Raw genomic sequence first — 15633 nt, 5'->3', positions numbered from 1 at the left:
AAAAGAGGGACACGCATCGGGAGAAAAGCGGTTTTCAGGATGGGATAGTGGTCCTGTTTGCTTGTTTTGAAGTGTGATGCGTGCCCCAAACTTTTATTGCAAACCGTCTATGCGGCAGCGAACGTTATACGCTGAACAGCATGTCGCTATAGGAGGGATATGGCCAATATTTTTTGGCGGTCATCGACTCCATTTCGTCGCCCGTCCTTCTGAGCTCTTCCATGGCGGCGAGAACGCCGTCATGGTAGCTCTCTGCGCTCTCCCGAGGATCCGCTTTTTCTTCGGCCTGAATGAGGGCGGCCTCCAAAGCCTCGATTTCCTGATAGAACCGGGCGAGGGACGCGGAAAGCCTTGCGATCAAAGCCTTTTCCGCGCTGCAATCCATGGTATCCGAAACAGACGCTTTGCGGACAGCGCATTGGGACAGCTCGTTTATATAGGAGGCGACTGCCGGGAGGATATCCTTTTTCGCCATATCCAGCATTGTCGCTGCCTCGATATGAAGGGTCTTGCCATAGTTTTCCAGCAAAATCTCATAACGGGCGTGCATTTCCGTTTCCGTAAAGATATGATGCTTGGTAAACAGCGCGATATTTTTCTCGCTGATAAACAGCGGCAAGGCATCGACCGTGGATTTCAGATTCAAAAGCCCGCGCTTTTCCGCCTCGGCGACCCATTCTTCCGAATAGTTGTTGCCGTTGAAGATGATGCGCTTATGCTCCCGGATAACCCGCTGAATGAGGGCTTTCAGAGAAGCCTGAAAATCCGGGGCTCCTTCCAGCTCATCGGCAAACTGTGCCAGAGATTCCGCAACAATGGTATTGAGAACCAGGTTGGGGCCGGAGATGGAGAAGGTAGAACCCAGCATGCGGAACTCGAATTTATTGCCGGTAAAGGCGAAGGGCGAGGTCCGGTTCCGATCGGTGGTGTCCTTGCGGAAATGGGGCAGGACATGGACACCGATTTCCATTTCTCCCGCCGATTTTCCCTTATAGGGTTTCCCGGTTTCAATGGATTCCAGAATGCCCTCCAGTTCATCGCCCACGAACATGGAAACGATGGCCGGCGGCGCTTCGTTGGCACCCAGGCGGTGGTCGTTGCCTGCGCTGGCGACAGAGATGCGCAGCAGATCCTGATAGTCGTCCACGGCCTTGATAACCGCGCAGAGGAACAGCAGGAACTGGGCGTTGTCATAGGGGGATTTGCCGGGCTCCAGCAGATTCACGCCATCGCTGGTGGAAATCGACCAGTTGTTGTGCTTGCCCGAACCATTGACGCCGTCAAAGGGCTTTTCATGGAGCAGACAGGCCATATCGTGGCGGTCGGCCACCTTGCGCATCAGCTCCATGGTCAGCTGGTTATGGTCTGTGGCAATGTTGGTGGAGGAAAATATGGGAGCCAGCTCATGCTGAGAGGGGGCCACCTCGTTATGCTTTGTCTTTGCGAGAATGCCCAGCTTCCAAAGCTCCTCATCCAGTTCTTTCATATAGGCGACGACCCGGGGCTTGATGGCGCCGAAATAATGGTCATCCAGCTCCTGCCCCTTGGGCGGCTTTGCGCCGAACAGAGTGCGGCCGCAGAGGCGCAGATCCTCGCGCTTCAGATAATCGGATTTGTTGATGAGAAAATACTCCTGCTCCGGGCCGACAGTAGTCACAACCCGCTTGACATCCGTCTTTCCGAACAGCTTCAAAATGCGCAGCGCCTGCACGTTGATGGCTTCCATAGAGCGAAGCAGCGGCGTCTTTTTGTCCAGAGCCTCGCCGCCATAGGAGCAGAAGGCCGTGGGGATGCAGAGGATGCCGTCCTTGATAAAGGCATAAGAGGTGGGGTCCCATGCAGTGTAGCCCCGGGCCTCAAACGTAGCCCGCAGGCCGCCGGAGGGGAAGCTGGAGGCATCCGGCTCGCCCTTGATGAGCTCTTTGCCGGAAAATTCCATGATGACGTTGCCGTCCTGGGTGGCGGAAATAAAGCTGTCGTGCTTTTCGGCCGTTACCCCGGTCATGGGCTGGAACCAATGGGTGAAGTGTGTGACGCCTTTGCTGATGGCCCAATCCTTCATGGCATTGGCAACGACATTCGCCACCGAAAGATCCAGGGATTTTCCCTCTTCAATCGTCTTTTTCATGGCTTTGTAGGTATCTTTGGGGAGGCGTTCCTTCATCGTCTCGTCGTTAAATACCAGGCTTCCAAATAATTCCGGGATTCGATCCATTTTTGTTACCGTCCTTTCCTGTTTTTCCGAAAACTGAGCGCTTTCATGTTTCATAACAACACATCCTTAAAAAAGATAAAGAGCCCCATGAAAGGCCGAAGCCTTATCACAGCGCCCTTGCTGATTTATGAATGATTATAGAACATAAACTTGCAAATGTCAATAGAAAATTTGCAAGTTTTTTAAAAAAATAATTTAAAAATTGAAGGAGAAATAGCGTATATAATGTATAGAAAAGCAAAAACAGATATCTAAAATGAAATTATAAAAATAAATAATTGCATTTTGATATTGACAAAATGAAAGTTATTCCATATAATAATTGCAGAATTTGACCTGAATGAGGAGGGAGAACGATGCTTTTAGAGGGAGAGGCGAGGATTCCATCCGGATGCGCGATCTCGGGAATTTTTTCAAAAACAGGAGAAGCCATCCCGGGCGATGTGATCGTCCGATCAATTGCCACGATGCATGACCGCTCCAACGGCCTGGGCGGCGGTTTTGCCGGATATGGCATTTATCCGCAGTATAAGGATTTCTATGCCCTGCACGTCTTTTATGACGACAAAACGGCAAAGGGAACCTGCGAAGCCTTTATTGAAGAACATTTCGATATTATCAATCTATCCAAGATCCCCACAAGGAAGGTGGCCTCCATCGTCAATGAGCCGTTGATCTGGCGCTACTTTGTGCGCCCGCTGCACACCAAGCTGGAGGAGACCCAGCTGGAGGAATCTGAATTTACATCCCGGTGCGTGACGCGCATCAATTCGGATATCACGGGGGCCTATGTTTTTTCCAGCGGAAAGAATATGGGCGTGTTCAAGGCCGTGGGCTATCCAGAGGATGTGGGCCGGTTTTATCGGCTGGAAGAATATGCCGGATATTGCTGGACGGCGCACGGACGGTATCCTACCAACACCCCTGGCTGGTGGGGCGGAGCGCATCCTTTTGCGACGCTGGACGTTTCGGTGGTGCATAACGGGGAAATTTCCTCCTATGATGCCAACCGCCGGTTTATCGAGATGTATGGCTATAAATGTAATCTTCTGACGGATACCGAGGTCATCACCTATATCATTGATTTTCTCGTCCGCAAACAGGGCCTCAGCCTCACGGAGACGGCGGATGTCATTGCGGCCCCCTTCTGGAGCGATATTGAGGCGATGGAACCGGAGGAACGGGAGCGGATGACCTATCTTCGCAATATGTTCTCCAGTCTGCTCATCACCGGGCCTTTTTCCATTCTCATCGGATTTGACGGCGGCATGATGGCGCTAAACGACCGCCTCAAGCTGCGCAGTATGGTAGTGGGAGAAAAGGGAGACCGGGTCTATATGGCCAGCGAGGAATGCGCGATCCGCATCGTGGAGCCGGAGCTGGACGCGGTCTGGTCCCCCAAAGGCGGAGAAGCTGTGATTGTGACATTGGATGGAGGTGCAGCATAATGCCCATCGATTTCTTATATCCGGAATATGAAGTGGTCCGTAATGCGGATCGGTGCATCGCCTGCCGCGTATGTGAACGGCAGTGCGCCAATGAAGTGCATTTCTATGACCCTGAAAATAAGCGCATGATGAGCGACGAGAGCAAATGCGTCAACTGCCATCGGTGCGTATCGCTATGTCCCACACGGGCCCTGAAGATCGTAAAAACCGACCATACATTTAAGGAGAACGCCAGCTGGAGCGGGACAAATATCGCGGAAATATACCGCCAGGCCGGAAGCGGCGGCGTACTGCTCTCCTCCATGGGGAATCCCAAGCAGTATCCCATCTATTGGGATCATATCCTCATCAATGCTTCCCAGGTCACCAATCCTTCCATCGATCCCCTGCGGGAGCCGATGGAAACCAAGGTATTTTTGGGGGCGAAGCCTTCCAAAATTCAAAGGGATGATGCGGGCAGACTCGTGAACAACCTGCCTCCGGGGCTGGAACTGCAGGTTCCGGTGATGTTCTCGGCCATGTCCTATGGCTCCATCAGCTATAATGCCCATGAGAGCCTGGCCCGGGCGGCGACGGCGCTGGGAACCTTCTATAACACGGGGGAAGGCGGGCTCCATGAGGATTTCTACCAGTACGGCCCGCATACCATCGTGCAGGTGGCGTCCGGACGCTTTGGCGTGCATAAGGCCTATCTGGAGGCAGGTGCGGCTATCGAAATAAAGATGGGGCAGGGAGCCAAGCCCGGAATCGGCGGGCACCTGCCGGGGGCGAAAATTGTGGGAGATATCTCCAAAACGCGCATGATCCCCGAAGGGTCGGATGCCATATCCCCGGCGCCTCATCACGATATCTATTCCATTGAGGACCTGCGGCAGCTGGTATTTTCCCTCAAAGAGGCGACGGAATACAAAAAGCCAGTCATTGTGAAAATTGCGGCTGTGCATAACGTGGCGGCCATTGCCAGCGGCATTGCACGAAGCGGCGCGGATATCATTGCTATCGACGGCTTCCGAGGCGGCACAGGCGCCGCGCCTACACGCATCCGCGACAACGTGGGCATTCCCATCGAGCTGGCGCTGGCCAGCGTGGATGAACGGCTGCGGCAGGAAGGGATCCGCAATCATGTTTCGCTGGTCATCGGCGGTTCCATTCGGAACAGTGCGGATATCGTCAAGGCCATTGCTTTGGGGGCGGACGCGGTGTATATTGCCACAAGCGCCCTGCTGGCCCTGGGCTGCCATCTCTGCCGCAACTGCCACAGCGGAAAATGCAACTGGGGAATAGCAACCCAGCGGCCGGAGCTGGTGCGGCGGCTGAATCCAGACGTGGGATGCCAGCGCCTCATCAACCTGGTGACTGCCTGGAACCACGAGATTAAGGAAATGATGGGCGGCATGGGAATCAACTCCATTGAAGCCCTGCGGGGCAACCGCCTGATGCTGCGGGGTGTGGGCCTCAACGAAAAAGAGCTGGAGATCCTTGGGATCAAGCATGCGGGGGAATAAGGCAGATGAAGAAAATCTATGTCAATGAAAAATGGTGCCTGGGTTGCCATCTTTGCGAATACTATTGTGCTTTTGCCAATTCCGGGGAAAGCGACATGGTCAAGGCCCTCAAGGGAATCGAGATCCATCCCCGTATCCGCATCGAGGAGCGGGGCAACGTGAGCTTTGCCGTGTCCTGCCGCCATTGTGACGAACCACTATGCGTCAAAAGCTGTATCAGCGGCGCTTTGACAGAGGAAAACGGCGTCATCTCCATCGATCCGGAAAAGTGCGTAGGCTGCTATACCTGTATCATGGCCTGCCCCTATGGTGCGGTCATGCCTTCGGAAAATGGAGCGATCCAAAAGTGTGAGCTATGTACGAAAAATGCCGGAGGCCTGCCGGCCTGCGTGAAGGGATGCCCCAACAAGGCCATTGTTTTCGAGGAGAGAGCAGTATGAGATATGTGATTATCGGAAATTCGGCGGCGGCCGTGGGGACCATCGAGGGGATTCGCCAGGTGGACGGCGCCGGCTCTATTACAGTGATCAGCGACGAGGCGTATCATACCTATTCCCGGCCGCTTATTTCCTATCTGCTTTGCGGAAAGACGACAGAGGAAAGGATGAAGTACCGCCCGGATGATTTTTATGAAAAAAACGGAGTAACGCTGCTCCTGGGCAGACACGTTTGCGCCATTCGGCCGGAGGAAAAAACAGTTTTGCTGGAGGATGGAGAGAAGATCGCCTATGACAAGCTTATGGTGGCAACCGGCTCCCGCCCCTTTATTCCGCCGATGGAGGGGTTGGAAATGGTGAAAAAGCGTTTTACCTTTATGACACTGAAGGATGCCAAAACGTTGGAAGCAGCGCTCACCCCCAAAAGCCGGGTACTGATTGTGGGAGCCGGACTGATTGGGCTGAAATGCGCGGAGGGAATCCATGGGCGGGTTGGCTCTATCGCTGTCGTCGACCTGGCGGATCGCATTCTGCCGAGTATTTTGGACGCGGAAGGCTCATCTATTGTGCAGAGACTTCTGGAAGCAAAAGGAATTGTTTTCTATTTATCCGACAGCGTCCGGCAATTCCTGCCGGAGCGGGCGCTGCTGCAAAGCGGAAAAGAGATTGGATTTGATGTGGTTGTCATTGCCGTGGGCGTGCGTCCCAATACGGAGCTGGTCGCCCAGGCGGGGGGGAAGGTCTCCCGCGGCATCGCTGCCAGCGACTGCGGGGAAACCTCTCTGCCGGATATCTATGCGGCGGGAGACTGTTGCGAAAGTTATGATATTACGACAGGACAGAACCGGATCCTGGCTCTGCTGCCCAATGCCTATATGCAGGGGGAAGCTGCGGGAATCGCCATGGCCGGGGGAGAGGCCCATTTCAAAAAAGCCGTTCCCATGAATGCCATCGGCTTTTTCGGGCTGCATATGATTACGGCCGGAAGCTATGACGGCGATGCGGAGGTGCTGCAGGATTCGGAAGGGAATTACAAAAAGCTGGTGACGAAAGACGGTCTGCTCAAAGGATATATTCTGATTGGGAATGTCGAGCGGGCGGGCATCTACACCTCCCTGATCCGGGAACAGACGCCCCTTGCCGCCATCGATTACCAGCTTATCAAGGAAAAGCCGCAGCTGATGGCATTTTCCAGAAAGCAGAGAGCAGAGAAACTGGGAGGAATGCGGATATGATGATCGATGCATCGGGAATGCACTTTAAAGATTTAAACGAGCAGATCCGGGAGGCTGCCGGAACAGAGGTGACGGTGGAAAACTGCTGCGGCCAGCGGTATATTGGAAGCGGCCTCAACGGCAAGCATATCAACATCGCCGGGACCCCGGGCAATGCCCTGGGGGCGTATCTGAACGGCGCGGTCATCGAGGTGCGAGGAAATGGACAGGATGCCGTAGGTGATACTATGAATGAAGGGACCATCATAATCCATGGTTCCTCCGGAGACGCAACGGGCTATGCCATGCGCGGCGGGAGCATCTTTGTGGAAAAGGACGCGGGATACCGCGCGGGAATCCATATGAAGGCATTTAAGGATAAACAGCCGGCAATCGTCATTGGCGGCCGGGCGGGCTGCTTCCTTGGAGAATATCAGGCCGGGGGCACAATTGTCGTCCTAGGCCTGGATTGCGAGGAAGGGGAATACCCCGTGGGCAGCTTCTGCGGGACGGGAATGCACGGCGGAAAAATGGCGATCCGGGCGGAGTCTCTCCCAGAAAAACTTCCGGCGCAGGTTCATGCCTGCTTTGCGGAGGAAGAGGATAAAGCGGAGCTCCAGCCACTGATTCAGGAATACTGCCGCCTTTTTGGCAGAGATTCCAAAGAGATTTTGGAGGATTCCTTTGTGATTCTCACTCCGGATACCAAAAATCCCTATAAACAGCTATATACATATAATTAAGGCCAAAATAACTCCTCTTCGGGCGGAAAAACGGATCATTTTCGGTTTTCCGCCCAATCTTTTCTTGCCAGATAAAAAATTTTACAGTATACTGATTATCATATACTATCAATATCATCTTTTCATATAGTATGGATTTTCGGCGTTTTTTAGAATATCCGTATTTCAATTAAAAAGGAATAGTGAGGAAAAGGAACATGAGCAAGTTTTGGCAGAAGCTGAAAAATATTGGTCCCGGCGCCCTTGTTGCGGCTGCGTTTATCGGCCCCGGGACGGTAACGACCTGCACGCTTTCTGGTGCGAGCTACGGATACACCCTGCTTTGGGCCATGCTGTTTTCCACTATCGCCACCATCGTCTTTCAGGAGATGGCGAGCCGGGTGGGGATCGTCACCCAAATGGGCTTAGGGGAAGCGCTGCGGGAGCGGTATCAGCATAAAAAAGGAATTTTAATTTTTGTGATTATCCTGGTGATTGCTGCCATTTTCATTGGCAACATCGCATATGAAACCGGAAATATCACAGGCGGCGCCATGGGGACAAACCTAATCTTTTCGGAAATCAGCATTCCCTGGTGGGGCGTGATTGTAGGCGCTGTCGCACTAGCCCTGCTGGCCTCGGGAAGCTATAAGGTTGTGGAGAAGATTTTGATGGCGCTGGTCATCATCATGAGCGTTGTGTTTATCAGTACGGCAATTGTCTCTCAGCCGGATTGGGGTGGTGTGCTGAAGGGCCTGTTCGTGCCTGCAGTTCCCAATGAGGAAAACGCTTGGCTCACCGTGGCCGGCCTCATCGGAACGACGGTAGTTCCCTATAATATCTTTTTGCACTGCTCAGCCTCGGCTCAGAAATGGAAAGACCGCGCCCAGATCAAGACGGCGCGGTGGGACGCCATCATTTCCATCGGCCTTGGCGGAATTATCTCCATGATGATCATTATTGCCGCAGCCAATCCTTCTCTGGCGGGGCAGGAGATCACAAGCGCGGGGGATATGGCCAAAGCGATGCAGCCGCTTTTGGGCGACTGGGCGAAATATTTCTTTGGCATTGGGATTTTTTCTGCAGGACTCACTTCAGCGATCACCGCGCCTTTGTCCGCAGCATTTGCAACCTCGGGCATTCTCGGCTGGGGCAGCGATATGAAGAAGTTGCGTTTCAAGGCAATCTGGATGGTGGTGCTGGCTGTGGGCGTTGTGCTGGCGGCTGTCGGTCTAACATCCAGCCCCACGGAAATGATTATCATTGCCCAGGCAGCGAATGCCGTCATCCTGCCCATCATTGCGATTCTCCTGACGATTGTCGTCAATGATAAGAAGCTGATGGGGGAGAATAGAAATGGCGTGGTGGCCAACATTCTGGCGATCATCGTTATCGGGGTAACGCTGTTTATCAGTGCGCGTAACCTCTATAAGCTGTTTTTCTAAAAACGAAAAGAAACGATAACGGAAAAAACCGGCCTTTTTATGATGGGCCGGTTTTCTTTTTGCAGAAAGAGGATAGAAAAAAGCCCGGTTATAAACCGGGCTTCCTCTAGATTTGAAATTAGAAAGGATTAAAGATGGTATACTCAATGCATCAATACTAAATGTTAAGTATTGATTATATAATACCAGATAAAAAGAAAAAGTCAATAGCAAAAGAGAAAAAAATTTAAAAAAAATCAAAAAAAATATTAAACGCTAACGATATTTGCATTTATACAAGTAACAAAGAAAATGGATTGAAGAAAATAAGGGAACGTGATATAATACATCGTATAATTTTCTCAAAAGCAAAAGATAGGAGAAAGAAACGTGGCGAAACAAAAGCAAATGAACAAAAAGACGTTGGCGGTGTTTATAAGCGCCGGGGTTCTGGTCATTGCCTTGATTGTCATTGCGGTGCTCACCTTTGTGCAGCAGTCCGCAGCGGATCAGACAGACCGGGGCAATACTTCGGGGAACATTGGCAACAATGCAATGGTTGTGCAGAGCGGTGATACGACATATTTTAACTATAAGGGAATCTTTTCTCTGGATGCGGACGGCAAGCAGGAGCGGTTGACGGATCAGACTTCCAGCAACATGGCCATGCAGGGAGACTGGATCTATTACAGCAACCATTCGGACGCGGCAAATCTCTATAAATATAATGTTGTGACCAAGGAAAATATTCGGCTGACAGACTGCGCCGTGAAATATATCAACGTAGTGGATGATACCGTTTATTTCTTTATGGACAAGGAAATCGACGTGGTAAAAAAGGGAATCTACCGCGTAGGGACAGACGGCAGCGATTTGCGGCAGCTGACGTCCTATGACGGAGAAGGCCTCAATGTATATGGCGACCGACTGATCTTTATCAACACTTCCGACCGGCGCAAAATTTATTCCCTGAGCCTAGAAGGGAAAGATCCCAAAGTGGTGGGGACGGATAACGCCTCGATGATGAGCATTGAAAACGGCTGGATCTATTATGGAAACACCAACGGCATCTTCCGGGTCCGCGTAGATGGCTCGGCCCGCAAGCAGCTATCTGAGATGCCTGTCAGCGAGATGAATGTGGTGGATCATTATCTGTATTTCTGCTATCTGGACGTGATGAACCAGGTCAAGGATCAGAGTTTCTATCGTCTGGATCTGAATAACCCCTCTAAGGAGCCGGAGCTGGTGACCGAGGATTCGGCGGTTGGCATCTGTTCGGCTGACGGCTGGATTTATTTCCAGAATGTCTACAACAATTATGACCTCTATCGGATTCCCATTGCCGGTGGCGAGCCGGAGCTGGTTCGCGGCCTGGTTTCGGAAACCTCGGCAGCGGAGGAATAAGAAAGAATACCTGGATGTAGGTGGAAATATCATAAAAAAAGAACCCGGTAGGGTTCTTTTTTTATAGGATAATATACGCATCATTTTTAATGCTTTCTTAATTGAAAACCTCTTTTTGTTGTCACCGTTTTAGTGAGCCTGAGGATACAATAATAAACGTAAGGAGGAAGGAGCTATGGCATATATCCTTGAGCTGTTTCAGTTTAGAGTGGCACGAAATAATGCAGCAGCCTCACATAAAGGTACCATTAAAGAAAAGATCGAAAGGTTCGCCAGCCGGCATGCCTTGGCGAAATATGTATTTGCCTTTGTGGGAATCCCGGTGTTGATACTGGCGGCACTTTTCATCTGCCTGGCGGTTATCACACTGCCTATGGCGCTGTTGCTAGGGTGGGTATAAAGAAATTCTGAAACGGGAAAAATTACGCGTCCCCAATTTTTCATGTGAATCTTGCCTTTTAAAGTGAACATGAAAAAACGCGGGGGCGCGTTTCTTTATATAATCTTAATACCGCGGTGCGTTTTGTTAACGCCACTTTTGAATCCGATATATTACACTGTATGGCAGAGCGAAAGGAGGAGGACTTTATGCAGATCGTTGTTGCCATCATCGGCATTGTTGCCGCGGCACTGCTGCTCTACTATGTTTACATTTTAATGAAAGGGGATGAGCAGAAGTGAGCGCGGTTCTACAATATGTTTTGTATCTTGCGATCCTGGTCATCTTGGCAATCCCGCTGGGGGCCTATATCAAAAAGGCTATGTGCGGAGAGAAAACATTTCTTTCCAAAATATTGACCCCTTGTGAAAACGCGGTTTACAAGATCATGCGGATCAACAAGGACGAACAGATGAACTGGAAAAAATATGCGCTGTGCGTCGTATTTTTTTCACTGTTTGGCTTTATCTTTCTGTTTTTGCTGCAGCTGTTGCAGGGTGTGCTGCCCGGCAACCCGCAGAACCTGCCGGGAGTTTCCTGGCATTTATCCTTTAATACGACGGCCAGCTTTGTGACGAATACAAACTGGCAGGCGTATACCGGCGAATCCACGCTGAGCTATCTTTCCCAGGCATTGGGTCTGACCGTGCAGAACTTTGTTTCCGCCGGAACCGGCATCGCCGTGTTGTTCGCCCTGATCCGCGGGTTTACGAAAGTTAAAACCGATGGGTTGGGAAGTTTCTGGGTGGATTTGACAAGAAGCATTGTGCATGTGCTGCTTCCGCTGAACCTGGTCATCTCTCTGATGCTGGTGGGCGGCGGCGTGATCCAGAATCTGAGCCCGGCGCAGACGGTATCCCTTGTGGAACCCATTGCCGTGAGCGCAGAGGGAGAGATCCTGGAAGGAGCGCAAATCGACCTGGAAAACAATACGGTTACACTCGACGGACAGGTAGTTGCAGACGCAGAAATCGTGACGGAACAGTTCGTTCCCATGGGACCGGCGGCCAGCCAGGTTGCTATCAAACAGTCGGGCACCAACGGCGGCGGCTATATGGGCGTGAACTCGGCGCATCCGCTGGAAAACCCCAATGCCTTTACGAATATGGTGGAGATGCTGTCCATTCTGCTGATCCCGGTGGCGTTGTGCTTCACCTTTGGGAAAGCAATTAAGAACAAGAAGCAGGGAAGGGCTATCTTCATCGCCATGTTCCTATGCCTGGTATTGGCCCTTGGCATTATTGCCGTCAACGAGCAGGCGGCGACACCGCAGCTGGCGCAGGACGGCGCCGTCAACATTACGCAGGTCGACCAGGCCGGCGGCAATATGGAAGGAAAGGAGACGCGGTTTGGCATCGCGACATCCTCTACCTGGGCGGCGTACACTACAGCGGCTTCCAACGGTTCGGTCAACTCGATGCACGACAGCTATACGCCGATTGGCGGCATGATAACGATGCTGCTCATGCAGCTGGGCGAAGTCATCTTCGGCGGCGTCGGATGCGGATTATATGGCATGCTGGCATTCGCGATACTAACGGTGTTTATCGCCGGGCTCATGGTGGGCCGGACGCCGGAATTCCTGGGCAAAAAGATCGAGCCCTATGAAATGAAATGGTCGGTGCTGGTCTGCCTGGCAACTCCGATTGCTATTCTTGTGGGCAGCGGGATTGCGGCGGTCTGGCCGACAATTACGGAAAGCCTGAACAATGGAGGCGCTCATGGATTCTCGGAAATGCTCTATGCATTCTCGTCCTGCGCAGGAAACAATGGTTCGGCCTTTGCCGGATTCAATGCCAATACAGTATTTCTGAATGTGTCGCTGGGGCTTGTGATGCTGTTCGTCCGGTTTATTCCTATCATTGGAACCCTTGCCATCGCAGGGAGCCTTGCAAGGAAGAAGAGAATCGCAACGACGGCTGGAACTCTTTCCACTACCAATGGAATGTTCGTGTTCCTGTTGATCTTCATCGTTTTGCTGGTTGGAGCACTGAGCTTCTTCCCGGCACTGGCGTTGGGGCCGCTTGCGGAATTCTTCGGCATGGCAGTCTAAGATAAGGAGGCATGGTTATGAAAGCCAAGACGAAAAGTGCTTTTACCGACAAGAAGATGGTCGGTAGAGCCATAAAAGACTCATTTACAAAGCTGAATCCGAGAATACAGGTGAAGAACCCTGTAATGCTCCTGGTATATATCTCGGCCATTCTGACCACTGGCCTGTGGATTCTCTCCCTGTTCGGCCTAAAGGATGCGGCGCCGGGATATATCCTGGCCATTGCGGTTATCCTCTGGTTTACCGTGCTCTTTGCAAATTTCGCAGAAGCGATTGCAGAGGGCCGCGGCAAGGCGCAGGCGGATTCTCTGCGGGCGGCGAAAAAGGATGTGGAGGCGAATCGGATTCCCTCTGCCGACGCCAAAGAGCAAATTACGGTTGTATCCTCGGCAAACCTGAAAAAGGGTGATCTGGTGCTTGTCCGGGCAGGAGAGCAGATCCCGGGAGACGGTGAAGTTATTGAAGGTGCCGCTTCTGTGGATGAAAGCGCCATCACGGGTGAATCCGCTCCGGTCATCCGGGAAGCGGGCGGAGACCGCAGCGCCGTCACCGGCGGTACTACGGTACTGTCAGACTGGATTGTTGTGCAGATTACCAGCGAAGCCGGCGAGAGCTTCCTGGATAAGATGATTGCCATGGTTGAGGGCGCTGCGCGGAAGAAAACGCCCAACGAGATCGCGCTGCAGATTTTTCTGGTAGCCCTGTCCATCATCTTCATTCTCGTGACGATGTCGCTGTATACCTATTCGATCTTCTCGGCAGATCAGGCGGGGATTGCCAATCCCACTTCGATCACCACACTGGTGGCGCTGCTGGTCTGCCTGGCGCCGACGACCATTGGTGCCCTGCTTTCCGCCATTGGCATCGCGGGTATGAGCCGCCTAAACCAGGCAAATGTTCTGGCGATGAGCGGCCGGGCGATTGAGGCGGCCGGCGATGTAGATATTCTGATGCTGGATAAAACCGGGACGATTACCCTGGGAAACCGGCAGGCAGATAGTTTCATCCCGGTAGACGGCGTCAGTGCAGAGGAGCTGGCGGATGCGGCCCAGCTTTCCTCTTTGGCAGACGAAACTCCGGAAGGGCGCAGCGTCGTGGTTCTGGCTAAGGAAAAGTTTGGGATCCGCGGCAGAAGCCTCTCGGATAAGAATATGACGTTTATTCCGTTCACAGCGAAAACCCGCATGAGCGGCGTGGATTTTGACGGCAACGAGATCCGCAAAGGCGCTGCCGAAGCCATGCAGGAATATGTGACGTCGGCAGGCGGCACATATTCGGAAGAGTGCGACCGCATCGTGAAGGAAATTTCCAACCAGGGCGGAACCCCGCTGGTTGTTGCGAAAAACCACAAGATCCTCGGCGTAATCCATCTGGAGGATATCATCAAGCAGGGCGTTAAGGAAAAATTTGCCGACTTGCGGAAAATGGGTATCAAGACCATCATGATCACGGGCGACAACCCGCTGACGGCGGCGGCCATTGCGGCGGAAGCCGGCGTGGACGATTTCCTCGCCGAAGCGACGCCGGAGGGCAAGCTGCATATGATCCGCGATTTCCAAAAGAAGGGCCATCTGGTTGCCATGACGGGCGACGGAACCAACGATGCTCCCGCGCTGGCGCAGGCAGACGTGGCCGTGGCAATGAACAGCGGCACACAGGCCGCGAAGGAGGCGGGCAATATGGTGGATCTGGATTCTTCGCCCACCAAGCTGATCGATATTGTCCGCATCGGAAAACAGCTGCTGATGACGCGGGGAAGTCTGACGACCTTCTCCATTGCCAACGACGTTGCAAAATACTTCGCCATCATTCCGGCGCTGTTTGTGGGGTTGTATCCGGGGCTGTCGGCTCTCAACATCATGAATCTGCACTCTCCCCAGAGCGCGATCCTGTCAGCGATTATCTACAACGCATTGATCATTGTGGCGCTGATTCCGCTGGCTCTGCGGGGCGTGAAATACAGGGAAGTATCGTCGGGCAAGCTGCTTTCCCGCAACTTGCTGGTATATGGCCTGGGCGGCATTATTGCACCGTTTGTGTGCATCAAGCTGCTGGATATGCTGCTGGCTGTATTTGGACTATAACAAAGGGGCTTTTAAAGCCCCTCCTGGATGTTTGGAGGAACTGCTATGAAAACAATGAAAAACGTTTTGCCTAGAGCACTCGTAATTTTCCTGATCTTCACGTTGGTGTGCGGCCTCATCTATACGGCGGTTGTCACGGGCCTAGCCCAGTTGATTTTCCCCTATCAGGCCAATGGAAGCATCATTGAAATCGATGGAAAAAAATATGGAAGCGAGCTTCTGGGGCAGCAATATACGGATGACGCCCATATGTGGGGGCGGATCATGAATGTGGACGTTTCCACCTACACAGATGAAAACGGAAAGATGCTGATGTATGCCACTCCGTCAAACCTGAGCCCCGCCAGTGAGGAATTTGAAGAACTGGTGGCGGAGCGGGTGGAAAAGCTCCGGGCAGCCAATCCGAAAATGGATGAGACGGCAATCCCCGTCGATCTGGTGACCTGCTCGGGCAGCGGCCTTGATCCGCATATCTCGCCTGCGGCGGCGGAATACCAGGTGGCCCGCATTGCCGATGCCAGCGGCAGATCGGAAGAAGAAGTCCGGTCGATCATTGACAAATGCACGGAAGGGAAATTCCTTGGGATCTTTGGAGAAGAAACCGTCAATGTGCTGAAAGTCAACCTGATGCTGGACGGGATTTTGAAATAAAAAATCACCATCGTAATTTGACTGGAGTTTGTGTATA

General features: G+C 52.4%; 12 protein-coding genes. 11 read left to right on the top strand and 1 reads right to left on the bottom strand.

What is annotated here, in order from left to right; genetic code table 11:
- Positions 1-124: 124 nt before the first annotated feature.
- Complete coding sequence (locus tag H8693_RS02340; RefSeq protein ID WP_249280096.1) at positions 125-2215, bottom strand: glutamine synthetase III family protein; 2091 nt, start codon at positions 2213-2215, stop codon at positions 125-127.
- A 356-nt stretch (positions 2216-2571) separates the two neighbouring features.
- On the opposite strand from H8693_RS02340, the gene H8693_RS02335 reads away from it, so the two are divergent.
- From H8693_RS02335 to kdpC, 11 genes are all read left to right on the top strand, one after another.
- Positions 2572-3663 carry a class II glutamine amidotransferase gene (locus H8693_RS02335; RefSeq protein ID WP_249279634.1) on the top strand — a complete coding sequence of 364 codons (1092 nt, stop codon included), beginning with the start codon at positions 2572-2574 and terminating at the stop codon, positions 3661-3663.
- Entirely contained in the window at positions 3663-5168 is a 1506-nt protein-coding gene (locus H8693_RS02330; protein ID WP_249279633.1) for a glutamate synthase-related protein, read from the top strand. Before H8693_RS02335 ends, H8693_RS02330 begins: the two co-directional genes overlap by 1 nt.
- A gap of 5 nt (positions 5169-5173) precedes the next feature.
- Complete coding sequence (locus tag H8693_RS02325; protein ID WP_249279632.1) at positions 5174-5608, top strand: 4Fe-4S dicluster domain-containing protein; 435 nt, start codon at positions 5174-5176, stop codon at positions 5606-5608.
- A complete protein-coding gene (locus H8693_RS02320) occupies positions 5605-6840 on the top strand; it encodes an NAD(P)/FAD-dependent oxidoreductase (protein ID WP_249279631.1) in 1236 nt (411 codons plus the stop codon). Before H8693_RS02325 ends, H8693_RS02320 begins: the two co-directional genes overlap by 4 nt.
- Positions 6837-7562 carry a GltB/FmdC/FwdC-like GXGXG domain-containing protein gene (locus H8693_RS02315; RefSeq protein ID WP_249279630.1) on the top strand — a complete coding sequence of 242 codons (726 nt, stop codon included), beginning with the start codon at positions 6837-6839 and terminating at the stop codon, positions 7560-7562. The genes H8693_RS02320 and H8693_RS02315 overlap by 4 nt, the downstream gene beginning before the upstream one ends.
- A 197-nt stretch (positions 7563-7759) precedes the next feature.
- Positions 7760-8986, top strand: coding sequence for an Nramp family divalent metal transporter (locus H8693_RS02310; protein ID WP_249279629.1), 1227 nt, complete (start codon positions 7760-7762; stop codon positions 8984-8986).
- Positions 8987-9355: 369 nt separating this feature from the next.
- The gene (locus H8693_RS02305; RefSeq protein WP_249279628.1) at positions 9356-10369 is read left to right on the top strand and encodes a DUF5050 domain-containing protein; all 1014 of its coding nucleotides are present in this window, start codon (positions 9356-9358) and stop codon (positions 10367-10369) included.
- A gap of 175 nt (positions 10370-10544) precedes the next feature.
- The gene (locus tag H8693_RS02300) at positions 10545-10769 is read left to right on the top strand and encodes a hypothetical protein (RefSeq protein ID WP_249279627.1); all 225 of its coding nucleotides are present in this window, start codon (positions 10545-10547) and stop codon (positions 10767-10769) included.
- A gap of 277 nt (positions 10770-11046) precedes the next feature.
- Positions 11047-12861, top strand: a complete 1815-nt coding sequence (gene kdpA, locus H8693_RS02295) for a potassium-transporting ATPase subunit KdpA (RefSeq protein ID WP_249279626.1) — start codon at positions 11047-11049, stop codon at positions 12859-12861.
- A gap of 17 nt (positions 12862-12878) precedes the next feature.
- Positions 12879-14945 (top strand): potassium-transporting ATPase subunit KdpB, encoded by a 2067-nt coding sequence (kdpB, locus tag H8693_RS02290; RefSeq protein ID WP_249279625.1) that lies wholly within the window; start codon positions 12879-12881, stop codon positions 14943-14945.
- A gap of 45 nt (positions 14946-14990) precedes the next feature.
- On the top strand, positions 14991-15596 hold the full coding sequence (gene kdpC / locus H8693_RS02285; RefSeq protein ID WP_249279624.1) for a potassium-transporting ATPase subunit KdpC: 606 nt from the start codon (positions 14991-14993) through the stop codon (positions 15594-15596).
- Positions 15597-15633: the final 37 nt, after the last annotated feature.

This window comes from Guopingia tenuis, assembly GCF_014384805.1.
GTDB lineage: Bacteria > Bacillota > Clostridia > Christensenellales > Christensenellaceae > Guopingia > Guopingia tenuis.
Note: the sequence above shows the minus strand (reverse complement) of the source record. Positions and strands in the feature narration are given on the sequence as shown.

Excerpts from the sequence above, each read along its gene's own strand:
- kdpB (WP_249279625.1), top strand. The coding sequence starts at position 12,879 with ATGAAAGCCAAGACGAAAAGTGCTTTTACCGACAAGAAGATGGTCGGT.
- kdpC (WP_249279624.1), top strand. The coding sequence starts at position 14,991 with ATGAAAACAATGAAAAACGTTTTGCCTAGAGCACTCGTAATTTTCCTG.
- H8693_RS02330 (WP_249279633.1), top strand. The coding sequence starts at position 3,663 with ATGCCCATCGATTTCTTATATCCGGAATATGAAGTGGTCCGTAATGCG.
- H8693_RS02300 (WP_249279627.1), top strand. The coding sequence starts at position 10,545 with ATGGCATATATCCTTGAGCTGTTTCAGTTTAGAGTGGCACGAAATAAT.
- H8693_RS02315 (WP_249279630.1), top strand. The coding sequence starts at position 6,837 with ATGATGATCGATGCATCGGGAATGCACTTTAAAGATTTAAACGAGCAG.
- H8693_RS02335 (WP_249279634.1), top strand. The coding sequence starts at position 2,572 with ATGCTTTTAGAGGGAGAGGCGAGGATTCCATCCGGATGCGCGATCTCG.
- H8693_RS02340 (WP_249280096.1), bottom strand. The coding sequence starts at position 2,215 with ATGGATCGAATCCCGGAATTATTTGGAAGCCTGGTATTTAACGACGAG.
- H8693_RS02325 (WP_249279632.1), top strand. The coding sequence starts at position 5,174 with ATGAAGAAAATCTATGTCAATGAAAAATGGTGCCTGGGTTGCCATCTT.
- H8693_RS02310 (WP_249279629.1), top strand. The coding sequence starts at position 7,760 with ATGAGCAAGTTTTGGCAGAAGCTGAAAAATATTGGTCCCGGCGCCCTT.
- H8693_RS02320 (WP_249279631.1), top strand. The coding sequence starts at position 5,605 with ATGAGATATGTGATTATCGGAAATTCGGCGGCGGCCGTGGGGACCATC.